Genomic DNA, 24,370 nt, shown 5'->3' with positions numbered 1-24,370 from the left:
CCGCCGCGGTTGCGGGTGGTGTCCGATGACGTCTATCCGGGCTGGGAGGAGATCTATCGCGACAACGTGGAGCGGGTGTACAGGATCATGTTTGCGAAGGTGGGGAACCGTCCGGACGCCGAGGACCTGACGGCCGAGGTGTTCATGGCGGCGCTGCGTCCCCTGCGGGTGTCGGCTAGCGTCGGTGAGGTACGGGCGTACCTGGTCGCGACCGCCCGCACGGTGCTTGCCGCGCACTGGCGGCGCACCCTGGGAGTCGCCGTCACCACGCTCGACGAGGATTCCGCCCAGACGATGTTCACCACCGTCGGCGCCCCGGTCGGCCCGGCGCTGGACAACCCCGCTCGCGCGGAGGCGATCCTNGCCGCGNTGCCGGACCGGTATGCCCGCATTCTGCGGCTGCGGTTTCTGGAGGCGTGCACGCTGCGGGAGGCCGCCGACGAGCTCGGGATCACGGTAGGGAACGCGAAGGTTCTCCAGCACCGCGCGCTGCGCCAGGCGGCCCGGTTCGGTGACGAGATGGCCCCGTGAGCGGGCGGGGACTGCGCCGGTTTGTCGAGGACCTGATCGGTCACCGGCGGCCCAGAGGGTTCGACGCGGGCCCGGGGGACGCCGCCGCCCTGCGCGCGGCGATCACGCTGCGGGCTGCCCGACCCGGCAGCGACGTGCCGAGCGAGGAGTTCGTCGCGCGGCTGCACCAGCGTCTCGCCGCCGCCGAGGCCGCCTCCGACCAGGCNGNCTNCGACCAGNCTGNCTNCNACCNNNCNGCNTCNNNCNNNNCCNCNTCNGNCNGNNCCGCCNCCGNCNNGGCCGNCTCCGACAGCGCGGCCGCTGGTGGGGCCGGCGNGGGGNGGCGGCGNGGGACGCGGCGCCGGTTNGTCCAGGTCACCTCGCTNGCGGCCGGCTCNGCGGCGATCGGGGCCGGGGTGGANCGGGCCGTCGGNGAGCGCGGCCCGGGTAGCGGTGACCGGGCGGACGCGCCGGTGGCCGGACCGGAGCCGGCGACCGGGCCCGGCGGCGCCCTGGTTCCCACGGCCGGCATCTGGCGGACCGTCGCCACCACGCAGGACCTGCCGGAAGGCGGAGTGCGTGCCTTCGACACGGGGACCGTGGTCGGGTTCGTGCGGCGGACCGATGGTCGGGTCCGCGCGACGTCGGGGATCTGCACGCATCAGGGCTGCCGGCTGGCCCTGGACCCGGCGCAGCAGCGGCTGAACTGCCCCTGCCACCGCATGGCCTTCTCACTGGCCGGCGAGGTCGTGAACTACAAGATCCGCACCCCGCCGCGNCCGCTGCCCAGCCTCACCGTCCGCGAGGTCGACGGCGTCGTGCAGGTCTACGTGCCCCCCACCCCCACCTGAGCGTCCCCACCTGAGCGCTCCCACGTGAGCGCCGCCTGCCTCGGGGTGCTCGCCTGGCCGTGAAGCCGCGCCGGCGCTGGGCGGCGGTCACCATCGGGCGGTGACCGCCGCCGTGTTCAGGCCGCGGCGCTGGAGCCGGTCAGTTCGCCGGCAGGTCGACCGAGCCGTCGATGACCTCGTGGGTGNCGGTGTCGACCGCGTGCACACTCATGATTTGGTCGACGCCCTGGTCGGGTGCCTTGCTCATCGCCCGCAGGCCGGTGTCGGTCGCCGTCACGTCCTGCTGGAAGAACCTGACGCCGTTGTCGGCGAAGGTCACCGACCAGACGTGACCGGGCGGAGTGGTGATCTCGAACTCCTCGCCCGCGACCAGACCGGGACCGTCGTCGTCGTGCTGCGACTTCAACGTCCAGGGGCTGCCGAGGGAGCCGACGCCGCTGGTCTCGACCGCGGGGCCGAGCCGGCGACCCCCGCCGCCCCCGCCATCTCCGCTTCCCCCGCCATCTCCGCCGCCGTGGCCGCCGGAAGCCAATGCGGCTGGCGCCGAGAACAGGCTGAGTACCACCGCTGCGGTCGCGGCGAGAACGCCGACCGAAACTCGTGTCCGTTTCACCGATGATCTCCTAAATCGATGCGGTTCCCGGTTCCGCCGCCGACGCGGCCGGGCTGACATCTGGAGATAGGGCAACGGGTTACGGAGGCCCGGACCATCCCGACACCCGCGCCAGCCGGACCACCCTCGCCAGCCGGACCACCCTCGCCGACACCTACCGCCAGGCCGGCCGGCACGCCGACGCCGCACCTCTTTACCGTGACGCGCTCACCGACGCCATGCGCGACCACGGCCCCTACCACCCGGAGGCCATTCGCGCCCGCCGCGCGCCCACCGACGCCACCCAGCACCAGGGCGCCGACAGGCCGCCCCGACCCGAACGGCCACCGATAGCCGAAACCGGGTATTCCCGCTTCGGCCCGTAACCGGCTGGGCCGGTCACCTGCCAAGCACGGCGATCCGTCAACGCGTGTCCGGGGAACCGTCGCCGTCACCGTTCGGGGAGGTATCCGTTTCGTCGGATGGTCGGCCGAAGCCCGCCAACTTGTCGAACAAGCGCGACCGTGCGCCATCAGGCGCACCCGATTGCTCGGCGGCGCGCTCCCGCTCCGCACGTGCGCGCGCCCGCCGCCGCGGCGGAACCGCCGGAGGCGGCTCGGCCGGCACCGGACCAGCATCGGCGTGGGAATCCGACGGCGTGGGAATCCGACGGCGTGGCCGCGTCCCGATCGGCGTCGGGGGCCTCGTCGGGGCCGAGGGCGGGTGCCGGCGGCGGGGAACGGGTCCACGCGAACGCACCCGACGCGAACAGGTCCGCGACGCTGCCTATGCGGAGGGCCGTCGCGACGCCCGCCGACCCGAACGTCCACTCCGAACGATCACGCATTCGGATTGCGGTCCGACAACTTTTTCGGCGCGCTGATAACGGCGGTCCGGGCCCGGTCCGGCGCTTTTCCGCGGCCGAACCACGGCGGTCTCGACGGAGCCGCGCGGACGGCGGCCTGCATGTCGAGCGCCTGTGTGTGGGTGAGCGCAGGTCACGCCGCGACGGCGTAGGCAGGCCGCGGGCCAGCTCCGCCACCGGGCGATTCTGCCCTAGCCCGGATCTCCGGAAGACACCGTCTTCGGACGGTATTCCAGCCGGGAGCGCGGTGCTAAAGTTCGCCGTATGGGACGCCTCGGGGGCTGGCTCACACGCTACGCGGAGAGCGTTATCTCGCTTGCCATCGCTTTTGTCGTGGCGGTGCTCAGTGTGGTGGACGTGCTCAACCTCCAGGCGGTCAACAACTCGATTCTGCTGGTCCTCGCCCTGCTGGCCATGGGAATTATGCGCGACCGCGCCCACCGGGAGGCGGTCGAGAACACGCTGGAGGCCACTCAGCAGCGGCTTGAGGCGGTGCTCACCCCGCTCGCCGAGGGGGTCCAGCGCATCACCGACATGGGCAGCACGGTTGCGCTGGCCCGCAAATCCCTGGGTGAGATGAGGATGGTTCGGGTCATTTCCGGCGTCGAGGTGACCGAAGCCCTCGCCGAGGCCCGGGCGGACACCCGTGAGTGGATGTTCAAAGGCGGCACCGGCACCTATATCAGGGCTGTGACGCTGCCCGAATGTGTGGCGGCTGCCCGGCGCGCGAGGCGCGAACTCGCGATGTCCATTGAGATCATCGATCCGACGGACCGGCTCGTCTGCGAGCGATACGCCCGGTTTCGTCATGACATGTCTCCCGGGCCGGACGGGACCGGTGAGGAGTGGACGCCGGAACGCGCCCGCAACGAGGCGTATGCCATGGTCCTCGCCGCCGCCTGGTACGAGCAGCGGTTCAACCTTCTGGACATCGACGTGCGCCTGTCCTCGGTGATGACGACGTTCCGCTGGGACCTGGCCTCCCACAGCCTGATCATCACGCAGGACGACTCGGCCGCGTTCAGCACCCTGGTCCTGCGGGGCGGACGGCAGTACGACAGCTGGAAGACCGAGCTGCGCAAGAGCCTCGACCAGGCCCGCCGGGTGCCGATGGAACTCGCCGACCAGGCTCCGCTGAGCGCACAGCCCAGGCCGGACGAGGCGCGGGCGCTGTTCGACTGCCTCGCCGTCCCACTGCCGAACGACTTTTCGGATGACGAGGTAAAGGACATCATCCGGCGCGCGATCAACCCCCGCAACCCGTACGCGTGAGGGCCGCCATGAATGCCACGGGAGCGTCCGGGACAACCCCGACAGATGCCGTCCGGAGTTCGATTGCCGTCCGGAGTTCGATCTCGGCGACCGTCGAGAACTACCTCGCCGCCCTCGACGGACTGACCGGCGGCCCGCCCGTGCCGGCCCTGCGCCATCCGCTCGGTTTCACCTGCCTGCCCCTCCTGCGCGGTCCGGTGGGTATCTGCGTCCACGTCTGGACCGCCGCGACCACGGCCACCCGGCTGACGACGTCGCCGTTCCACTGCCACAGCTGGGAGCTGTACAGCCTGGTTCTCGATGGCGCGGTCCACAATCAGTGTCTTGAACTGGCCGATTCGACCACCGACGAAGCGTACCGAATCTTTGAGATACACAGCACCGCGGTCGTCGACGAGATCCGCGCCACCGCCGACCTGGTATCTGTGCGGACGGGTGAAATGTGGGTAAACGGGACGCGTGACTTTTACCATCTCCGGTCCGGGGTCTTCCACCGCACCGTCGTTCCGGGCGGCGAGGCGTGCACGCTGGTCATCGGGCTGAGTCGGCCTGGTGGCGCGGACCGGTCCCTGGGGCCACCGGACCTGGGTTCACATCAGCGTCGCCGTCGGTACTGTGATCCAGCGGAAACGGTGTGGTTGGCGCGGGGCGCCGCCCGACATCTACGGAACGCGTCGGGAGAAGGTCTGGTCGAACAGCTCTCGGCCACTGCTGCCGGCGCATATGTCACCATCAGCGCCGAGGGGGAAATGTGAACGAAATGGGCCGTCCGTCAAAGCACGGTCCGGGCGGTGCCGAACCGGATCTGGAGCTGGCCCGCGCCGTCGCGGTCGAGGCGGCCGAAGCCGCCGGGGCGATGCTGCGGGAACGTGCCCGGGGCGAACTCGCCGTCGCGGCCAAGGGAGCAGCCGGTGACCTGGCAACCGTGCTCGACCGCGAGGCGGAGAAGATCATTTACGAGCGGCTGCGGGCCTCCTTCCCGCACCACCGCATCCGCGGCGAGGAGTTCGGCGTGTCGGGACCGGCGGGCCGCTGGGAGTGGATGGTCGACCCGCTCGACGGCACCAACAACGTCGCGATCGGGATGCCGAACTACGTGGTGGGGATTGCGCTGTGCGCCGACGGGCACCCCACGGTCGGCGTGGTCCACGATCCGGTCACCGAGCGCACCTGGTCCGCGCTGCGTGGCGGCGGGATGCGTGGGCCCCGCGGCGGCCAGGCGAGCCGGGCCCGGGAACACGACTGCGATCCCGGCCTCACGGTCGCCTGGACGCAGGGTCACCGCGTCGGGCGGCACAACCCCGCGGCGCGGGCGCTGAAGTACGTGCTCGACGGCGTGGCACTGCGGGTGCTGCCGCTGTGGGCACCGCTGCTGTCCTGGTCGATGATCGCCCGCGGTGACATCGACGGATTCCTCGGCTACCAGGCCGAGGACATCGACCTGCCGGCCGGCTACCTGCTCGCCGTGGAGTCCGGCGTGACCGTGCTGGCCCTCGACGGGGAGGTCTTCGACGGTCGCACGGGGCCGGCCCCGTGCTCCTTCGTCGCCGCCCGCCCCGAGCACCTCGACACCCTGATGAGCATCGTCGAGACGGCCGCGAAGCTGGCGCCGGAGCTGCCGGCCATCCGCATTCCGGATCCGCGGCGGTGACCGCCGCCGAGGCCGCACCGGACCGCGGCGCTCCGTCGTTCTTCATCAGCTACTCGCCGACCGACGTCCGCTGGGCGAGCTGGATCGCCTGGGAGCTCGAGGAGGCCGGCTACCAGACGGTGGTACAGGCCTGGGATTTCGTCCCCGGCACCAACTTCATGGAGTTCATGGACCGCGGGGTCACCGAGGCCCACGTCGTCATCGCGGTCATGTCCCAGCATTACCTGACGTCACGGTGGGGAATGCTGGAGTGGCAGACCGCGATGCGAGGCGATCCCGACGACCCGAAGAGCAGGCTGATCACCGTCCGGACGGACGACGCCCCGCTCGACGGGCTCCTCGCGGTCGTGACCTACGTCGACCTCGCCGGGGTGCAGGACCCGAACGCGGCCCGTCACCTCCTGCTCACGGGCGTGCGTGAATCCGTCGCCGGCCGGGCGAAGCCCGCGGCCCGGCCGAGGTACCCGCTGACCGAGGCCCTTCCCGCGCCGGGCGCGAACGCGGCGGTCGCACCCCCCGTGCGCCTGCGCCCCCGTACTCCACCGCCGTTTCCGCCGGTGCTCCCGGCCCGGCAGCGATCGGCGGACGCGGTGACCATCCTGCACCTGCCCGCGCCCCGGTTCGGGCGCGCTGCGCGGCGCGGGACCGCCGGTGCGAGGGCCGCCGCGGGCGCCGACGTCGGCGGCGAGAACGGCCCCGACCTCGGCGGCGACGTGGCCCGACTGCGGGACCGCATCTGGGGGCAGCTCGCGGCGATCGACCGCGCCGGCGGGCCGGCCCCCGACCTGCTGGTCATCGCCGGTGACCTCACCGAGACCGGCACCCGCCGGGAGTTCGACGCGGCACTCGCCTTCGTGAGTGACCTGCGGGCGATGGTCAACCTCGAACCGCGGCGCATCGTGCTGGTGCCGGGTCGCCACGACGTGTCCCGGGCGGCCTGCGCGGCGTACTTCGCGAACTGCGAGGCGGACAACACGCAACCGCGCCGGCCGTACTGGCCGAAGTGGCGGCACTACAGCCGGATGGTCGCCGAGTTCTACCAGGAGGTGGACGGCGCGATCTTCGATGCGGCGCAGCCGTGGCACCTGCTGAGGGTCCCGGAACTCGCCGTCGTGATCGCCGGGATCAACACGACGATCGCGCAGAGCCATCGCGACGCGGACGACCACGGGCTTGTCGGTGCGGAGCAGGCCGCCTCCCTGGCCCGCCGGCTCGCGCTGTTCGAGCGGGACGGCTGGCTGCGGATCGGGGTCGCGCACCACGCGCTTGCCGCGCCGTCGGTCGCCCGCGCCGACGCGATCCGCGACACCCAGGTCGTGCGGGAGACGCTGGGTTCCCGGCTCAACCTGCTCATCACCGGCCGCGGCGACGTCGCGCCCGGCCGCACCCCGATCATCGTCACGCCGCCGCGGGAGGACTTCCAGCTCCTACAGGTCCAGCCGGACGGCCTGCGGCACTGGCGGACGCCCGGGGACGGCGGCGACACGGGCACGTGGCGGCCACACCGCTGGGCCGACGCGGGCGCGACCTTCGCCGCGGCGCCGGCACACCCGGCCGGGATCGTCCGCGCCAACGCCAACGCCAACGCCGACCCCGACGCCGACGACGGGGCTGGCCAGGACGCACCCGGTGACGATCCCCGCGAGGCGGCCGCGCCGGACCCCGATCGGGAGCTGCTCGAGCAGGTCGCGGAGGTCTGCCAGGTCAGCGANCAGCAGGCCCGGATCCGGCGGGTAGGCGGGGAGGTACCGCACCTGGTCGTCACCCGCCGGGGCGACGGACTGACCTCCGTGGCGCGCATCGGCGCGCAGGCCGGCGAGGTGACCCATGCCGATCTCGAACGGTTCGCGACCACCGTGCGGGCCCTGGATCTCGATGGTGGGGCCGAGCTGGTCTCGGCCGTCACGCCCTCGGCCGGGCTGCGCGCCGCGGCCCGCAGCCGGGGGATCCGGTTGCGGAGCTTCCTGGAGTTCCAGGGGCTGCTCGATCTGCGGGAGTTCGTCGCCCGGCAGACAGCCGAGATCACCGTCGACCGACGCTATCCCCCCTCGCTGTACGTCCCGCAGCGCTTCCGCGAGATGGTCGGTGCGGTCCGCACCGTGCGTGAGGGTCTCAGCGACGAGCTGATGCGGCTGGTCGCCGAGGAGGAGGGCCGGTTCGTCCTCGTGCTGGGGGACTTCGGGCGGGGCAAGACCTTCGCGCTGCGCGAGGTCGCCCGGCGCATCCCGGCGGAGCTGCCGCACCTGACCCCGATCCTCATCGAGCTCCGCGCCCTGGACAAGGCGCACTCGGTCGACGGCCTTGTCGCGGCCCACCTGGCCAACCACGACCAGAGCCTGGCGGACCTGCGGGCCTTCCGGTACATGCTGCGCGAGGGTCGGCTCGTGCTGCTGTTCGACGGCTTCGACGAGCTGGCGAGCCGGGTCACCTACGAGCGTGCCACCGAGCACCTCACGGCGATCCTCGAAGCCACGGAGGGCGACGCGAAGGTCATCGTCGCGAGCCGGACCCACCACTTCCGCAGCGACGAGCAGGTGCTGACCGGGTTGGGTCAGCGCGTCGGGCTGCTTCCCCGCCGCCGTGTCCTCACCATCGAGGACTTCGGCTCCGCCCAGATCCGCGAGTACCTGCGCAACCGCTACCGGGACGAGGCCGCCGCGGACACCCGGCTGCGGCTCATCAACGGTATCCGGGACCTGATCGGGCTGTCCCGTAACCCCCGCATGCTGACCTTCATCGCGGATCTGCCCGCCGAGCGGCTCACCCGGGTCGCCACGGCCCACGACACGATCAGTGCCGCGCAGTTGTACCGGGAGATCCTCGACAACTGGCTCGCCTTCGAGGTCAACCGTACCCAGGGCGTCATCGGCTCCCCGGTCGGGCTGACGCTGGACGACATGTGGACAGCGGTGACCACCCTGGCACAGCGGCTCTGGACCGCCGACGAGGAACGGTTGCGCCTGGCCGACCTGCGCGAGGTCAGCCAGACCCTCGCCGGGATGACCGAGGAAGGCCCGTCGCCCGCCCAGAGCGAGCACGCGCTCGGCGCGGGCAGCCTGCTGGTCCGCTCGGACGACGGGCTGTTCGGCTTCATCCACTCGTCCGTGGCGGAGTGGCTGGTCGCCAACTGGATCGCCGAGCGGCTGTCGGCCGGCGCGCCGGGCGCCACCGCGTTGCTGGCGCGCCGGGCGCTGTCCGCGCTGACGGTGGAGTTCCTCTGCGACCTCGCCGATTCGCGGGAGCTGCGGGACTGGGCGGCGACGGTGCTGGACGACCCCGCGTTGCCCGAGACGGCACGGGCGAACGCCGTGAAGATCAACGTGCGGCTGCGCACCCCGGTGCGCGGCGACCTGCGGGGCACCTCGCTGCGCGGCGAGGACCTGTCGCACCGGGAGATGCGCGACGTCGACTTCACCGGCGCCGACCTCGCCGACACCCGCCTCGTCGGCGCCGACCTCACGGGGGCGATCCTGCGCGACGCCACGCTGGCCGGCGCCTGCCTGGACGGGGCGAAGCTGCGCGGCGCGGACCTCACCGGCGCGGACCTCACCGGCGCCCGCCTGCTCGGCGCGGACCTGCGGGACGTGCGGTTCGACCGGAGCCGGTGGCGACGCGCCCTGGTGATCAACGCGGCCGCGGCACCCGAGCTGACGGCCGTGGCGCGCGCCTCCGGTGGCGCGGTGATGCCGGGTGGGCTGGTCGAGTTCGGGCTCGCCCCACCCGCAGTGAGCGTCAACTTCGGTTTCGAGACCGGTCGGATTCCCGCCCCGGTCAGCTACAGCCCGGACGGCTCGATCATGGTGATCGCCGGCGAGGACGGCGGTGCGCTGGTCTGCGACGCCGACGGACTTCCGCTGCGGACACTGCAGGGGCACCACGGCCGGGTGCACGCCGTTCTGGCGACCGACAGCCACATCGTGACGGTGTCGACGGACTGCACCGTCCGTCTGTGGGATGCCCTCACCGGCGAGCCGATGGGTGAGCTGCGCGGGCACCAGGGCTGGATCTGGCCCATCACGCTGAGCCCGGACGNCACGCTGCTGGCCACCGGTGACCGCGGTGGCGACGTGCGGGTCTGGGACGTGTTCTCCCGCGAGCTACGGCACACGCTGCCGGGTCACGGGGAACGGGTCTGGACCGCAGCCTTCCACCCGAGTCGGCCGCTGCTCGCGACCGGCGACAGCACGGGGACCGCCCGGCTGTGGGATCCGCGCACGGGGTCGCTGGTCCAGGTGCTCGCCGGCCATTCCGGCAGCCTGTTCCGGCTGGTGTTCCACCCCGACGGCACGGAGCTCGCGACCGCCGACGAGGCCGGGGACATCCGGTTGTGGGACGTGGGGTCGGGACGGCTACGGCGGCTGCTGCGGGGCCACGAGCGGCCGGTGTACACCATCGACTACCGGCCGAACGGCACCGAGCTCGCCAGCGGCGACACCGGGGGCGTGGTGCGGGTGTGGACCCTCGCGACGGGTGAGGGACGCGTCGTGGCCCGGCACACCGGTGCCGTCTACCGGGTCGCCTTCAGCCCCGACAGCACGCTCCTCAGTTCCGGTGACAGCGACGGAATCCTGCGGCTCACCAGCACCGCGACCGACGCCCCGCTGCACACGCTCGCCGGGCACCGCGGCTCGGTGTGGCCGGCGGCGTTCCGCCCGGACAGCCAACGACTGGTGACTGCCAGCAACGACGGGACGGCGCGGATCTGGGAGACGCGGACCGGCACCTGTCACACGACGGTGACCGGGCACGGCCGCAGCCTCACCGCCGTCCGCTTCAGCGCGGACGGCCGGCTGGTCGCGGTCTGCGGCCGCGACGGGCTCGTGCGGCTGTGGGACCCCCGCACCGGCCGTCGGCTGGGCCAGCTCGGCGGGATCTCCGACCAGATGATCTCCGCCACGTTCAGCCCGGTCGACGACCGCATCGTCGGCAGCAGCAACGCGGGAACGGTGCACGTCTGGAATCTCCGACCCGTCGCCGAGGCGCTTCGGGCGCGGCGAGCGGGTCGGGCCGGCGGGGATCCGGGTGGCGGGGATCCGGGCGGCGCGTCGGCGGACAGTGGGCAGACATCGCCGATGGCGGACGTCGGCGGCGCGGACATCGGCGTCTACGAGCGCGAGCTGCGGGTGGAGACCGAGCACGTCTGGGCGGAGGTTCTCGATCCGGCCGGGGAGATCCTCGCGACCGCCAATGACGACGACTCCGTCCAGCTCTGGTTCCGCACGACGGGCCGGCAGCTCCTGGGCATCCCCGATCACCGGGGGCGGGTCCGCTCGCTGGCCTTCAGCCCGGACCGACGGATCCTGGCGACCGGCTGCGACGATCGGCTGGTGCGGCTGTGGCAGCTGACGGACGACCCGTCGCCGCGGCTGGCCGCCGCGACGGGGGCGGCCCACGGGTCATGCCTGGTCCTCGCCGGGCACACGGACCGGGTCTACGCGGTCCGTTTCAGCCGGGACGGACGCCACCTGGCCAGCGCCAGCAACGACGGGACCGCGCGGATCTGGGACGTCGCCACCGGTGCCTGCCGGCAGGTGCTCCGGCCCGGGACGGCCCGGCTGTGGACGGCGGCGTTCAGCCCGGACGGCCGGTTCCTCGCCACCGCGGGCGACGACCTGGTCATCAGGCTGTGGGATCCGTCGTCCGGCGAGCAGATCGCGGCGCTCGAGGGCCACACCAGGCGGATCTGGTCGATCGACGTCGCGTGCGACGGCCGGCTGCTGGCGAGCTGCGGTGATGACGGCACCACCCGCCTGTGGGACGTCTCCGACCTCGACGGCGAGGTCCGGGCACCGACTCTCACCCTGGTCGGGGTCCCCTCGGGATGGGCCGCCCTCTCGCCCGACGGGCGGTACAAGCTCGCCGGTGACGTGGCCGGGCAGATCTGGCACGTGATCGGGATGTCGCGGTTCGAGATCGGGGAGCTGGATGGACACCTGGGCGATGTACGGCGCCTCACGCTCGACGAACCGTTCTGAGCGGCCGGCCGTCGACGCCGACAGGGCACTGGTCGCCATCGACCGGGTCGGGATGGTGTCCTCGGGTACGGGGGCGGGAGCCGGCCGCAGGCCACGCCTCGTACTCGGGGGCCGGCGCGGAGGCCCCGATAGGGTTGAGGTGTGGCGGTATTGCAAGTCTCCCTGCTCGCGGTCGCCGTCCTCGGGGTGTTCGCGCCCCGGCTACCCAACTGGTTGGTGCCTGCATTCGTAGCGGCCGTTCTGCTCCTTTCTGGGGAGCTCACCGTCGGCGCGGGATGGGACGCGCTGCGGCCGCTCATGGCGCCACTGGCCTTCCTTCTGCTCGCGGTTCCGCTCGCGGTGATGCTCGATCGGATCGGCTTCTTCGAAGCGGCCGCGTCGTTGATGGACCGGGGCCGGGATCCGCGCCGGGGATTGTGGATAATGGCCGCCGCAGTGACGACCTTCCTGAACCTCGACGCGTCGGTGGTGCTGCTCACCCCGCTGTATATCCGACTCGCTCGAAGAAATGGCCTCGATGCCGGATTGATCGCGTTCCAGCCGGTCCTGCTGGCCTGCCTCGCGTCAAGCGCGCTGCCCATCTCGAACCTGACGAACCTTATCGCCGCGGACACTCTCGACCTCGGGATCGAGGATTTTCTCGTCCATCTCGGCCCGGCGTCGCTCGCGGCCGTCGTCGTGGGCTGGCTCGGTTACCGACGCCTGCCCGCGGCGGCGGCCGCCGTACCGCCGGTCCGCGAGCCGGTGGACCGGCGGGCGCTCTACCAGGGCCTTCCGGTCGTGGTCTTCGTGATCCTCGGCTTCACCGTCGGCGATGCGCTCGGGGTCAAGGCGTGGATCGTCGCACTGATCGCTGACATCGTGCTGGTGGCCATGACGCGGGATCTCCACCTGGGGGACATCCCCTGGAGTGCCGCCGGCCTCGCCACCGGGCTCGGGCTTGTGGCCACCACCGCGGCACCACATCTGGGACTGGAAAACATCTTCGCCGGCCAGGGCTGGGTCACCCAACTGCGGACCGCGCTGTTTGCTATTGTGGCGGCAGACACGATCAACAATCTGCCCGCACTGCTCATCAGCCTGCCCGGACTGCAGTCGGGATCGGAGCACATCTGGCCGCTCCTGTTTGGAGTGAACTTCGGTCCGGTACTCGTTCTGCACGGGGCGCTCGCCGGCCTGCTGTGGCGCAGTACCGCGGCCCGTCTGGAGGTTCAAGTGAGTCCCTGGGAGTACACGAAAACGGGTGTCCGGGTTGGAACGCCGGCCCTACTCGTCGGCTTGGCGATCGTCGTCGTGACCGACGTCGTGCTCCATTGATCCGCCGTGCCGCCCGAGCACGTTCCACCGCGACAGGATTCCGCCGTGNCAGCGTCCTCTCCGGATCCCCTCGACGCACGGTCGAGCCGGGTGTTCGACGTCGTGCTTCTTCCGCCGTCGGGTCTTGCGGCACGCGCCGTTCGGGAAAGTCGACTCCTCGCCGAACACATGCGGCGGGCCGACAATCCGTCCCACTTCCTCCTGGACGGGCCTGATCCGGACGGCGGCCCCGGCGTCTGCGCACCTCATGTCTCGATCTTCATGTTCGCGGCCACCGCGGCGGACCTGCCCGCGGCGCTGCGCACCCTGCGCGAGGTGGCCGGTGCCGCCGCGCCGGTGGAGGCCGTCGGCAGCGAGTATGCGCACAATCCGCACGGCGCTCCAGAGCTCTACTTCGAGCGTTCGCCCGCCTGGTTCGATCTGCAGCGCCGGGTCGTGGCGGCGTTCGAGCCACTGCGGCGCGGCCGGCAGCGCGAGTTCGATCCCGCGGGAACACCCCTGGCCGGGGTGCTCGGCGACCACGGCGCCACTGGCGCCGCCAGGCGGCGCCAGCTCCTGACCTACGGGTACGACGAGATCACCGATGACACAGATGATCGTTTCCGGCCGCACATCACCCTCGCCTGGCCCGAACGCGCCGAACCGGCGGTGGAGCTGGCGTCCCTCCCCGCGGCGAGCACCGCGCGCGGCACGTTCGATCGGTTGGCCGTCTACGGCATGAGCGCCTGGGGCACCTGCACGGCGCCGTACGACGTCGTCCCCCTCACCGGCCCGCGTGGCCGCGTCGGAACCGGTAGTCACTGGCTGTTTACGCGGTCTCGGTGAGGATGAATCGGTTGTGTCGGCGGCGGCTTTTGTTCCTTCGGTTCCGCCGCCGCAGGCGCGCCTACGCCCTGGTTCCGTCGACCAGCGAGATCAGCTCGTCGGCGGCTGGGCCCGAGGACGCCGGGTTCTGGCCGGTGACGAGCAGCCCGTCGGTCACCACGTACGGCTTCCAGTCCGCGGCCTTCGAGAAGTCGGCGCCCTTGGCGATGAGCTCGTCCTCGACGAGGAAAGGCACGACCTTCGTCAGGCCCATGGCCTCCTCCTCGCTGTCGGTGAAGCCGGTGACCCGCCGTCCGGCCACCAGGGGGGTGCCATCCGGCGCCTTGGCATGCCGCAGGGCGCCCGGCGCGTGGCACACGAGCGCGAGGGGCCTGCCCGACTGGTGGACCTGTTCGATCAGCCTGATCGACGCCGGGTCCTCGGCCAGGTCCCACATCGGGCCGTGCCCACCGGGAAAGAAGACCGTGTCGACGTCGTCGGCGGACACCGCGTCGAGGCGCGCCGTCGTGTCCAGTTGAGCCTCCGCGGCGGGGTCGGCGGCGAACCGGCGGGTCTGGTCCGTCTGGAAGTCCGGCTCGTTGCTTTTCGGGTCCAGGGGCGGGCGCCCGCCCCTGGGCGACGCCAGCGTGACGGCCCAGCCGGCGTCGCGGAACCGGTAGTACGGCGCGGCCAGCTCCTCGAGCCAGAAGCCCGTCCTGCGTCCGGTGTCACCCAGCCTGTTGTGCGAAGTCAGCACCATCAGGACCGTCGTCATTCCGCTCCCCTTCCGTCAGGACCGCGCCGGCCTTGAGGTCCCGGACGGTGTGGGCGAATTGGTGCAGTCCGGTGCAGGAGGGTGCAATCACGTCACTCACCGCCGGCTGCTCGCCGCCGAATATGGGAATGCCCCTTCCCATCCCCAGGCGGCGGACGGTTCGAACGTTCCGCACGGCCCTGCATCGCGCCGAGTACATCTCCTTCACTCTATGTGATCGCATGCTCGCTGTCGAGCGAGGGAGTCGGCGGGTGGCGGCGCGGTTCCGGGGATGGACGCGGACAACCTGCCGACGCTGCGGGCGGTATCCCGCGCCGGTGCGCAGATGCCCGCGTGGGGGTTCGCCGCCGCGCGGGCGATATGGTGGAGGGGCATGATCGGGCGCGGGGGGAAGCGCGAATCCATGGACTCCACAGCAGGGCCCGGTGAAGCCCGGTGGGATTTCTTCATCTCGTACGCGATGGCCGACTCGACCTGGGCCGAGTGGATGGCCTGGGAACTCGAGGAAGCCGGCTGCAGAATTCTCATCCAGGGCTGGGACTTTATTCCGGGAAGCCATTGGATGGCAGAGATGGAGAACGGAGTCCGCTATTCGGAGCGGACTATCGCGGTTCTTTCCCGTGCCTATCTCGGCTCCGTCTACGGGCAGGCGCAGTGGCAGCTTGCCCACCGCGCGGACCCGCACGGGTTCCATCGGCGCCTGATCCCCGTGCGGATCGAACAGTGCGATCAGCCGGGCCTGTTGGGCGGCATCGTGTCACTCGACCTGTTCGATCTCGGCCAGGACGAGGCCAGAACACGACTCCTGGAGCTGGTCCGTGTGCTGCAGGTCGGGCGCGCGAAACCGGGATCCGACCCGGGGTTTCCGGTGAGCCCCGCGGTCCGTGCGCCAGAAGTGATCTCCAGTGGTATCGCGCCGCCCGCCCTGACCCGGGGTGACCTGCCCGCCTTTCCGGGTCCCCCGAACGCGGCGGCGATCAGTTCCGCCGACGCGCGACGCCCGCCGTCGACGGCGGGGCCGGTCGCACCGAGAAGGAAGCCGGTGAGGTGGTTGTGGCCGGTCGTCGTCACGGTGCTCGCGGTCGCACTCGTCGGCGCTCTCACCGCCGGTCCGATGCTGGGCGGGCTGGGCGGGCTGAGGGACGCCTCGAAGGATCCCGCCGCGCCTGCTCCCAGCGGGGGCCGGGTCTCGTCCACCCCGACCTCGCAGATCACGACGTCACCAGATCCGGCAAGCAGCAGCTCGACCGCTCCCGTCGGCGAGGCGCCCGCCGGGGCCACCGGTCCCATCCCGAGACCGCCGACGCCGATCGGCACCACCGGCGCGTCGGTGCTCCCGGCCTCGGCGGGGCCGACCCCGCAGCCGGCGCAGCCACCGGTCGACGCCGGACCGCCGGGAGCGCCCGTTGTGAGGGCGTATGCCGAGTCGACGAACGTCGTCGTGGTCGTCGGAGCGCCGGGATCGGGCGGTCCGGCGAACACCTACTACGTCGCTGCGGTCAGCACCACCCACCCAGAATGCAGATTCGCAGTCTGCGACGCCAACACAAAGACCATCCACGAGCCGGGTAGCGTGACTTTTGTACGTACCACCTGCGACGTGTATGACGTGTACGCCGCGTCCGCCTATGACGACGGCACGGGAAACGTGAAGTCAGGTGGGCAGACCGGCCCCGTCAGGGTTTCCACCTGCGCCTGAGGGGAGAAGCGCCCGGAAGCGGGGCTCGCCGTGTGCTTGTCCGATGGCAGCGTGAACGTGTCCGACTGAGCGAGGCGGCCCGGGGTGGAGCTGCTCGAGGATCGGGGTGTTCCATCCGTGGCGTTCGCCGCCCGACACCGGAGGTCTCTCGTGTTCATCGCCATCCTCGACTTCGACACGGCTGTCGCCGACCGACCGGCCGCTCTCGCCCAGCTCGACGGGGAGCGGGACCAGGTCCGCGCCATGGCGGGCAACATCGCCTTCCGGGTGTACGCGTCGCGCGAGAACGGCACCCGGATCACCGTCGTTCACGAGTGGGAAGATCAGGCGTCGTTCGCCGGCTACCTCGCGTCGGACGCCTTCTCCCGCTCCGGCGCCGCGCTTCGGCCGATCATGAACGGGGCGCCGGTGAGCCGGCGCTTCCACGCCGAACTGCTGGAGTCGGTCGCCTGACCGATGCCGCGGCCAGCTCCTACGATCGGCCCGTGCGAGGCACGTCGATGACCCGCCAGGCGTACAGCTTCGTCCGGACGCTCCCACCGGAGCCCGACCGCGATCTCTGCGTCGACCGCCACTACCTCCTCTGCGCCTCCGCCGGCGCGCTGCGGCTGGAGGTGCAGGGTCAGGTGTGGGTGTTGCCGCCGGCCCGGGCCGCACTGATCGAGGCGGAGCGGCTGATCCGGGTGAGCATCCCGCGGCCGGTCACGACCGCATCGGTGCTGTTCGACACCGCCTTCACGCCGCCCCCGCCGGCACCGTTGACCGTGTTCGACCTCAGCCCGCTGGCACGGGCACTGTTGACCGAGTGCGCGGCCTGGGGCGAGAGCGACGAACCCCTGGCGGCGTACGCCGAAACCCTGTTCGCCGCGCTCGCCGCGGTGACCTGGCGGCTCGCCGAACAACCGAGCCCGGTCGTCGTGCCGGCGGGACGATCACCGGAACTACGCCGAGCCCTGCAGCTCACCGAGCAGCGACTCGGTGGCGAGCTCCGCTTCGAGGACCTGGCGGGCGAGGTAGGCCTCACGCCACGATCGCTCGCCCGGCGCTTCGAGGCCGAGGCCGGCATGACCTGGCGGGCGGTCCTGCGCCGCCTGCGGGTGCTGCGCGCAATCGAGGAACTCGCCGCGGACGACACCCCCGTGACCACCATTGCGTTCACGACCGGCTACGCCTCACTGTCAGCGTTCAACGCCGCCTTCCGTGACCTGACCGGCCGCACACCCACGGAGTACCGGGCCAGCTTCCGGCCCTGACCGGACCCACACCGGACCCCGCACCCCTGTCCACGCACCGGACCACGCACCGGGCCTGCCACGGGAGGGGGCGGCGGACGAGGGCGCCGTCGAGAGCGGGCGGGCCGGGGGAGCGCTGACGCGGCCGGGACAACCCTGTCGGCGCCGTGCTCGCCGGCCGGGACGGCGGGTGAACAGGGCCGATGAACCGTGCGGGGCGAGTTCGTACGCGGGCTTACTGTGTTCGTATGCGGAAGAAGGTCGTCACGATCGGGAACTCGGCGGGCATCACCATCAGCCCGGCCGAGCTGCGCGCTCTGGGGATCGGCCCTGGAGACACGGTCGAGGTGACCGTTCGCGCCGGGGTACTGGAGGCCCGCGCCGTGAGCCGGTACGAGGATGCCTCCCTGCCCGACCTGATGGCCGTGATCAACGCGGCCCGGACTCGGCCGTGACCTGGACTCGGCGGGAGTTCCTGGCCGAGGTGGCCCGCACCGGGGTCTTCTCGGCGCAGTACGCCGAGGATGTGCTCGTGCGCCTGGCGCACCACTCCGCGGCCATCGAGGGCAACATCCTCGACGGCGAACCCCTGACCACCAGCCTCGTCCGGGATCTGCACGCCGCGCTGATGGACCACCTGACCCACGAGCACGGCGAGTACAAGACCGCCAGTAATGGCGAGTACAAGACCGCCAGCAATATCGTCACCGGCGCGTCCTGGCAGCCCGCACCGCCCGCAAGCGTTCCGGAACTCATGCGCCAGTGGGCTGACCAGACCGAGTGGCAGACCGCCAACCTGGACAACGAGGCCCTGCTCGAGGCCATCGCCGGCGCGCACATCGCGTTCGAACGCATCCACCCGTTCGCCGACGGCAACGGCCGCACCGGCCGGACGATCATCGCCTGGCAGACCATCCGCAGATTCGGGTTTCCCGCCATCATCCAGGTCACCCAGCGACCCGCCTACATCACCATGCTCGACACCCAGGACACGGCCGCCCTGACCCGTCTGCTCGCGGTCTCACTCGCCGACGAGGCAACCCGCCGCTCCGCGACATAATCGCCGGACCCACGGCCAGGACTCCCCACTGGCGAAACCGCAACCTCAGTGTGGCCGGGTGGTCGTGTCGAGTATGCCTCGGATCACCCTTTCCAGTTCCGGAAGCTTCTCCGTCAACACCTGCCAGACCAGCGCATCGTCCACGGTGGCATAGCCGTGGATCAATATATTCCGGAATGCAACGATTCGAGGCAGCTCAGGGATCGCGGCGGCGATCTCCGGCGCAACCCGGGACAGTTGGTTCAATGCCTCGCCAATGATCTCGAACTCGCGCTCGACCGCCGCACGGAGCATCGCATTCGACAAATAATCATCAAATGATCTGCCTTGGGCGAAGTCGCGAGCGAGTTCGGCCGCGTTCGCAGCGTCCCAGAGATACTTCCGCGGATCACGCTGCATACAACAACTGCTTGGTCTGCATGACCCGTTCGCGGAAATACGGGTTACGGATGCTCGTGACACTGACAACATCGACAGCACGGCCCAACAGCCGCTCCAGCCCTTCCTTCAGGGCGAAGTAGGTGCCGAAGTAGTCGAACCCCGTGCGAGCGTCGTCGAACTCGACCAGCACGTCGACATCACTGGTGTCGACGTCGAAGGAGTTCTCGACGGCGGAACCGAACACGTCAAGACGCCGAATCCCGAGCCCTCGACACAGAGCCTGGATCTCCGCTCGTCTCGCCTCGATCAACGGATGCATGCCAACCCCCCTCTGCGATTGGGCCCGTCCGGCCGCCGCATCGCCCAGATCTGGGTATCGACACGGCTTCGCCCGCGCCGTAGGCCTCGTATCGTCGCAGTGTCGCCCAGCCGGGGCCAGCCAAACGATCGGTCGCGGCACTACGAGGCCACCGCCGGGCCGGCCGGGGCTGGGGACGTTGTCGACCTGGAGGAGCTGGGGCGGCCTGACCGTCGCCCGCGCCAGGCTTCGGCCGGCACCCAGGACACGGCCGCCCTGCCCCGTCTCCTCGCGGTCTCGCTCGCCGACGAGGCAACCCGCCGCGCCGTGACGTAGCCGTGATCACGACGCCATGCCGGCGACGCCGGTGTTCTCGTCGGCGGCGCGGTGGCGGTTGGTGACCCAGGCGTCGGGCAGGGCCACCCATTCGCTTTCGGTGACGAGTTGGACGAGGGCGCCGTCGAGGCGGGGCGGGCGGGTCGGCTCGGTCGTCGGGCAGAGCACCCAGACCGGCCGGCCGCTGGCGCGGGCCCGTTCGGCGAGGGTGAACAGCACGTCGAGGCCGCGGTCGTCGTAGCGGCCGAACACACCGGCGTCGTGCAGCAACAGCGGCGCCGGCCGGCCGCCGGGCTCGGCNTGGCCCGGCTCGGCGTGGCCGGGGGAGGCGTCGACCAGTGCGGTGAGCTGCGGTGCGGCGCGTTCCCAGGCGGTGCGGACGTACTCGGCGAGGTTGGCGGCCGCGCGGCTGCCCGGCGCGGCGGCGTCGGCGCGCAGGATCGTTGCCCAGGTCGGTCTGGGCCGCGGGTCGACCTCGGCGTGCAGCGCGTCGAGGAACACGGCGGCGACGTCGACCGGCTCGGCGGCGAACCGGTGCGGCCGGGTCAGTTCCGCGCGGGCGGCCAGGTAGTGGTTGCGCCGGACGGTGAGGGCCCGGAAGCCGCCGGCCTCGGCGGCGGCGGTGAGCCGCTGCTCGGCGAGGGCCGCGGCCGCCCGGTCCGGACTGTCGAACACCGTGCGCGCCGGCCGGCTGCCCAGATCGGTGGCCTGGCGGACGACCGGCGTCGCCCGCGAGCCGAGCCCGGCGGAGGAGAGCAGACCGTGCGGCGGCACGTAGCCGTCACGGGCCGGGTTCCATTCAAGGACGAACCCGGCGGCGGCCAGCGGGCCGTCGAGCGCCGGATGCGCCGGCAGCTCGGTGGTGAGGCCCGGAAAACGGTTCTGCACCCGTTCACGGATGGTCGCGACGTCCAGCAACGGCCGGTCGGGCCGCTCGCCCGGCCCCGGCTCCGGCTCGCCGAGCCGCGGCGGCCCCGCGGCCGGGAGGGGAGGCAGCACGCCGGCCTGGGCGAGGCGCAGCGCCCGGACGAGATCCAGATCGCGCGGGTAGATCTCCAGGCGGGCGTTGGTCGCGGCGGTACGCGAGGCGGCGGCGGCCAGCCGGACGAGGCGCTGCTGGTCCAGCGGGGGCAGCCCGGCCAGCTCGTCGGCGGCCCCGACTCCGGCGGATCCGGCGCCGCCGTCCGCCAGGCCCTCGCCGTCGGTGTCGACGGCAGCAGCGCCGACGGCCGGCGCGGCACGGACCGCGGCCAGCTCCCGCAGCACGGTCGCCGGGGCGGGCAGTTCCTCGGCGCGGGCGAGCCGGTCCGCGGCCCGGCCCAGGGCGATCGCGTACGCGAACAGCGCGGGCGCGGCCGGGGTGAGCGGGCCGTCGTCCTCGGTGGCCTCCAGCGCGACCAGGGTCCGCTCGTAGAACCTGCGACGGGCCAGGCGGGGCTCGGAGTCGAGGTCGACGGTTTCGAGGGCGGCCCGGACCGCGGCGGCGAGGATGTCGACCATCTCGTCGCGCACCGAGCGGACCGCGTCGTCGGCGTGCCAGGCCCGGCGTCGCGCGGTCAGCACCTGCGCGATCCGGCCCGGCGTCACCCCGACCCGCCCGGCGACCTGCTGCTGCGGCGCCCACAGCGCCACGTCCGGCAGCATGCCGGCGGCGTCGGGCAGGCCGAGCAGCAGTCGGGCGGCCTCGCGTTCGGTGGCGTTACGCCCACCGGACAGGGCCCGGGGGAGCAGCCGGTCGGCGAGGCCCTCGACCGGTATCCGGGCGTAGTCCACGGCCCTGGCCGCTCCCGCTGCCGCTCCCGCTGCCGTAGCCGTCGTCACGGCCGGCGGCGTGTCGGCGGGCTGCTGCCCGGCGGGTGTCGGCTGGACCGGCGTGCCGGTGCTGGTGCCAGTGCCGGTGCTGGCCGGGGGCGCGGCGAGGGCGCGGCGCCACTGCCGGATTCGGGACTGCAGCTCCTGGCGGGTCTTCGCGCCGGTGCCCGGCAGACTGATGATCTCCTTGGAGCCCAGCGCCAGCAGCGCGCCGACGGTCGTCGCGTTCAGCCGGTGCGCCGCCGAGACTGCCCGGGGCGACAGGCCTGCGGCCTCCAGCGGCGTGTCGGCGCCCGCCGCCGCGGCGGCCAGGTCGCGGGACGGGGTGACCGGCACGGGCTGGGCGTCGGTCGCCGGGTGGACGCTCGGGGTCGGCGGGGTGGAGTCGGCGGCGCGGAAGACGGCCTGCCAGGCGTCGCGCATGTCCTTCAGCGACGCGAACCGCCGCGCCGCGTCCCGGTGGAGTGCGCGCGGGAAGAAGGCGGCCAGCCCGGCGCGGATCGCCGGGTCGAACGCCTCGGTGGCGACCGTCGGTGGGCCCTCGGTGAACCGCTCCCCGGCGGATCCGTCGCCCCACAGCGGCAGCTCACCGGAGGCCATCTCGTGCAGGGTGACGGCCAGGGCGTAACGCTCGGCGTGGTCGTCGTAGGTGGTGCGGGTGCCGGCGCCGAGGAACGGGTCCAGGTAGCGGGGCGTGCCGGCGGCGGTGTCGCGGACCGAGATGTTGGCCAGCGAGAAGTCGATGAGGACCAGCTGGTAGGTGCGGTTCGGCCAACGGCGGATGACGATGTTGTCCGGCTTCAGGTCGCGGTGGGCGACGCCCTCGCCGTCGAGGTAGTCGACCGCGCCGAACAGGTAGTCGCTGTAGGTCTCCAGCTCGTCGACGGAGAGCCGGCCCTCGCGCAGCTTGCGGGCCACGGTCTGCTCGCCGGCATGGTCGAGGACGAGCACCGCGCGCCCGCCGATGACCAGCGTGTCCGGGCGGGCCAGGCGGATCACCCGGGAGTCGTTGAGCCGGCCCAGCACGGACGCCTCATGTGCCAGGCGCCCCGCCCGCTCGTCGGACAGGGCGACCTTGAGAACCTCGTCGCGGTTGGTCTTCTCGTTGCGGGCCAGGAAGGCGCGGCTCGTCGAACCGGTACCGAGACGCTCCCTGATCCGCCACTCGCCGCCGACCAGGTCGCCGTGCTGGGCCTCCAACGGGTCCGCCTCGGCAACCGGTTCATCCCGCTCCGCCACGGCCGGGTCCGCCGCAGGGGTGGCCGCGGGGACGTCAGGCGGGGTGAGCTCCTCCTCGGCGAGCAGCAGCCAGTCGAGCAGCTCGCCGACGCTGGAATAGCGGTTGTCGGGCAGCGGGCAGGTCGCCTGCGCCACCACGTCGTTCGCCGCTTCGGACAGCGAGTCGACGACCTCCGCCGGGTGCAGGCCCCCCGCCTGCTCCAGCCTCGCCTTCAGCGCGTTCGGGCTGTCCGCGGGTGGCTGCCCGGTGAGGATCAGGTAGGCCAGCGCGCCCAGGCCGAACACGTCGATGCCGACCGGATCCGGGTTGGGGGCGCCGATCTCGGGCGCCAGGTAGCCGGCGGCGGCCAGTTCCAGATGCGGCAGGAACCGGGCCCGCGGGCTCCACCGCCAGTTCGCGCGACGTCGTCGTCATCGCGTTCGTCAGCGCCCCGGTGCCCGAGCCGGCGTCGCGGGCCGCCGCCTGCCAGTCGCTGATCATCAGGTTGGGCGCGAGCCAGCCCCGGCCGCCGGACGGCACGACCAGGACGCTGCGGGCGGCCAGCGCCCGGTGGTAGAGATGCCGGCCGTGTGCGTAGGCGACCGCCTCGGCCAGCTGGCGGATCATGCGCAGCCGAGTGCCGGCGTCGAGGCGGTCACCGAAGCGGTCGAGATAGTGGTCCAGGCGCATCTCGTCCGGCCGATGGCGGAAGATCAGCGCCGGGCCCGCCTCGTGGCTTTCCAACCCGTCGACCTGGACGATCCCCGGATGGTCGATCCCGTGCAGGACCAGGAACTCGCGGCGGGCGACCGCCTCCCGGTTCGCCCGCTCGGCCTCCCCGGCGGCCCGTTCGACGAGGTAGATCCGCACCCGGCGTCGCTCGGAGGCGACCTGGGCATGGGCGGCGTGGTGGTCCTGCCAGGTCGGACCGGAGTCGAACGCCGGAAACTCCAGCTGCCAGGAGCCGACCTGCTGGTGACGCCGGCTGCGGGCGATCCCGACCGTCGCCAGCAGCGTGGCCAGGGCCTTCGACAGCGCAGGGGTGATCCGCTGCCGCTCGTCGCGCAGCGGCGCGTCCAGCAGACCCGACCAGATCGACGGCAGCGCCACGCCGCCGCTACCGCCGCTACCGCCCCTGCCAGCCCTGTCGGCGTTCCTCTCGGCGGCGCCGCCCGGGGCGCCGCGCTCGGGGCCGAAGACCCAGTGAAGCTGGTGGTCGGGGAGCTCGACCCGCAGGGTCGGGTTCGACAGGAAGACCGCCGGCTGGATGAACGGGATCTTCGTTCTGCTCGCGCGGCCGGCGTTCTCCAGCAGGGACCGCAGCTCCTTGGACTTCTGGTTCGTCAGGTGCAGCGGGTTGTCGAAGATCCGGGTGTTGCCCGAGTCGCGGTGCTGGGTCCAGTTCGACCCGGCCGCGGTCAGCCGGCCGACCAGGCTCTTGATCTCGATGAGGTAGACGCCGCCGCGGGCGACGACCAGCAGGTCGACCTCGCGGATGTGCCCGGTGGTCGCGGTGAAGGTGAAGTTCGACCAGGCGCGGTACGGCTCGGCGTCCGGCAGCAGCAACCGGACGTGCTCCAGCGCCTCCCGCTCATGCGGGAACTGCGACGGCGTGACCGTCTCCCACCGGCCCAATACCAGGAACTTAGGTTCTGATCGTGTAGGTTCGAGGGGTGCCGAGACGCGGTCAGGTGAAGGAGAAGCCCGAGGACCGGTTGGTG

General features: G+C 72.1%; 16 protein-coding genes and 4 pseudogenes. 15 read left to right on the top strand and 5 right to left on the bottom strand.

Annotated elements, in window-relative coordinates:
• Window positions 1-87 precede the first annotated feature (87 nt).
• The 10 genes and pseudogenes from UK82_RS40985 to UK82_RS29420 all read left to right on the top strand — a co-directional run.
• Window positions 88-362 (top strand): annotated as a pseudogene (locus UK82_RS40985) (sigma factor); the annotation flags it as partial.
• Window positions 363-370: 8 nt separating this feature from the next.
• Window positions 371-531, top strand: a 161-nt coding sequence (locus UK82_RS40980) for a sigma factor-like helix-turn-helix DNA-binding protein (RefSeq protein ID WP_304438077.1), incomplete at its 5' end; no start/stop codon positions are given.
• A gap of 452 nt (window positions 532-983) precedes the next feature.
• Window positions 984-1,288, top strand: a pseudogene (locus UK82_RS43575) (Rieske (2Fe-2S) protein); the annotation flags it as partial.
• Between the two features lie 1,794 nt (window positions 1,289-3,082).
• Window positions 3,083-4,090: a hypothetical protein gene (locus tag UK82_RS29440; RefSeq protein WP_055410661.1), complete on the top strand. Its 1,008-nt coding sequence runs from the start codon at window positions 3,083-3,085 to the stop codon at window positions 4,088-4,090.
• Window positions 4,087-4,845 (top strand): hypothetical protein, encoded by a 759-nt coding sequence (locus tag UK82_RS29435; RefSeq protein WP_152990068.1) that lies wholly within the window; start codon window positions 4,087-4,089, stop codon window positions 4,843-4,845. The genes UK82_RS29440 and UK82_RS29435 overlap by 4 nt, the downstream gene beginning before the upstream one ends.
• A gap of 5 nt (window positions 4,846-4,850) precedes the next feature.
• On the top strand, window positions 4,851-5,741 hold the full coding sequence (locus UK82_RS29430; RefSeq protein ID WP_044888277.1) for an inositol monophosphatase family protein: 891 nt from the start codon (window positions 4,851-4,853) through the stop codon (window positions 5,739-5,741).
• Window positions 5,624-7,452, top strand: a pseudogene (locus UK82_RS40975) (TIR domain-containing protein); the annotation flags it as partial. The gene UK82_RS29430 and the pseudogene UK82_RS40975, both read left to right, overlap by 118 nt.
• A gap of 1 nt (window position 7,453) precedes the next feature.
• Window positions 7,454-9,773, top strand: a pseudogene (locus UK82_RS40970) (NACHT domain-containing protein); the annotation flags it as partial.
• A gap of 1 nt (window position 9,774) precedes the next feature.
• The coding region (locus UK82_RS40965; RefSeq protein ID WP_255354379.1) for a WD40 repeat domain-containing protein at window positions 9,775-11,716 on the top strand (1,942 nt) is incomplete at its 5' end.
• A 141-nt stretch (window positions 11,717-11,857) separates the two neighbouring features.
• A complete protein-coding gene (locus UK82_RS29420) occupies window positions 11,858-13,033 on the top strand; it encodes an SLC13 family permease (RefSeq protein WP_236706594.1) in 1,176 nt (391 codons plus the stop codon).
• A gap of 886 nt (window positions 13,034-13,919) precedes the next feature.
• Here UK82_RS29420 and UK82_RS29410 read toward each other — a convergent pair.
• Window positions 13,920-14,612 carry a type 1 glutamine amidotransferase domain-containing protein gene (locus UK82_RS29410; RefSeq protein ID WP_044888281.1) on the bottom strand — a complete coding sequence of 231 codons (693 nt, stop codon included), beginning with the start codon at window positions 14,610-14,612 and terminating at the stop codon, window positions 13,920-13,922.
• Between the two features lie 403 nt (window positions 14,613-15,015).
• Between UK82_RS29410 and UK82_RS34555 the strand changes: the two genes are divergently transcribed.
• From UK82_RS34555 to UK82_RS29385, 5 genes are all read left to right on the top strand, one after another.
• Entirely contained in the window at window positions 15,016-16,311 is a 1,296-nt protein-coding gene (locus UK82_RS34555) for a toll/interleukin-1 receptor domain-containing protein (protein ID WP_083507428.1), read from the top strand.
• A gap of 84 nt (window positions 16,312-16,395) precedes the next feature.
• A complete protein-coding gene (locus UK82_RS29400) occupies window positions 16,396-16,764 on the top strand; it encodes a putative quinol monooxygenase (RefSeq protein WP_236706593.1) in 369 nt (122 codons plus the stop codon).
• Window positions 16,765-16,811: 47 nt separating this feature from the next.
• Window positions 16,812-17,564, top strand: a complete 753-nt coding sequence (locus UK82_RS29395) for an AraC family transcriptional regulator (RefSeq protein WP_044888283.1) — start codon at window positions 16,812-16,814, stop codon at window positions 17,562-17,564.
• A 227-nt stretch (window positions 17,565-17,791) separates the two neighbouring features.
• Window positions 17,792-17,998, top strand: a complete 207-nt coding sequence (locus tag UK82_RS29390; RefSeq protein ID WP_044888284.1) for an AbrB/MazE/SpoVT family DNA-binding domain-containing protein — start codon at window positions 17,792-17,794, stop codon at window positions 17,996-17,998.
• The gene (locus UK82_RS29385; protein ID WP_055410652.1) at window positions 17,995-18,603 is read left to right on the top strand and encodes a Fic family protein; all 609 of its coding nucleotides are present in this window, start codon (window positions 17,995-17,997) and stop codon (window positions 18,601-18,603) included. The genes UK82_RS29390 and UK82_RS29385 overlap by 4 nt, the downstream gene beginning before the upstream one ends.
• Window positions 18,604-18,648: 45 nt before the next feature.
• Here the strand turns inward: UK82_RS29385 and UK82_RS29380 are convergent, their stop codons facing one another.
• From UK82_RS29380 to UK82_RS40955, 4 genes are all read right to left on the bottom strand, one after another.
• Window positions 18,649-19,002: a DUF86 domain-containing protein gene (locus tag UK82_RS29380; RefSeq protein WP_044888285.1), complete on the bottom strand. Its 354-nt coding sequence runs from the start codon at window positions 19,000-19,002 to the stop codon at window positions 18,649-18,651.
• A complete protein-coding gene (locus UK82_RS29375; RefSeq protein WP_055410649.1) occupies window positions 18,992-19,303 on the bottom strand; it encodes a nucleotidyltransferase family protein in 312 nt (103 codons plus the stop codon). Before UK82_RS29375 ends, UK82_RS29380 begins: the two co-directional genes overlap by 11 nt.
• 616 nt (window positions 19,304-19,919) lie before the next feature.
• A partial coding sequence (locus UK82_RS40960; RefSeq protein ID WP_236706595.1) for a protein kinase domain-containing protein occupies window positions 19,920-22,669 on the bottom strand: 2,750 nt, incomplete at its 3' end.
• Between the two features lie 34 nt (window positions 22,670-22,703).
• A complete protein-coding gene (locus tag UK82_RS40955) occupies window positions 22,704-24,284 on the bottom strand; it encodes an NERD domain-containing protein (RefSeq protein ID WP_236706591.1) in 1,581 nt (526 codons plus the stop codon).
• Window positions 24,285-24,370: the final 86 nt, after the last annotated feature.

Source organism: Frankia sp. ACN1ag (assembly GCF_001414035.1).
Classification (GTDB): Bacteria; Actinomycetota; Actinomycetes; order Frankiales; family Frankiaceae; genus Frankia; species Frankia torreyi.
Note: the sequence above shows the minus strand (reverse complement) of the source record. Positions and strands in the feature narration are given on the sequence as shown.

What these genes read in the sequence shown, in the direction of transcription:
- UK82_RS29440 (WP_055410661.1), top strand. Translation starts at nt 3,083, where the DNA reads ATGGGACGCCTCGGGGGCTGGCTCACACGCTACGCGGAGAGCGTTATC.
- UK82_RS29430 (WP_044888277.1), top strand. Translation starts at nt 4,851, where the DNA reads ATGGGCCGTCCGTCAAAGCACGGTCCGGGCGGTGCCGAACCGGATCTG.
- UK82_RS29410 (WP_044888281.1), bottom strand. Translation starts at nt 14,612, where the DNA reads ATGACGACGGTCCTGATGGTGCTGACTTCGCACAACAGGCTGGGTGAC.
- UK82_RS34555 (WP_083507428.1), top strand. Translation starts at nt 15,016, where the DNA reads ATGGACTCCACAGCAGGGCCCGGTGAAGCCCGGTGGGATTTCTTCATC.
- UK82_RS29395 (WP_044888283.1), top strand. Translation starts at nt 16,812, where the DNA reads ATGACCCGCCAGGCGTACAGCTTCGTCCGGACGCTCCCACCGGAGCCC.
- UK82_RS29390 (WP_044888284.1), top strand. Translation starts at nt 17,792, where the DNA reads ATGCGGAAGAAGGTCGTCACGATCGGGAACTCGGCGGGCATCACCATC.
- UK82_RS29380 (WP_044888285.1), bottom strand. Translation starts at nt 19,002, where the DNA reads ATGCAGCGTGATCCGCGGAAGTATCTCTGGGACGCTGCGAACGCGGCC.
- UK82_RS29375 (WP_055410649.1), bottom strand. Translation starts at nt 19,303, where the DNA reads ATGCATCCGTTGATCGAGGCGAGACGAGCGGAGATCCAGGCTCTGTGT.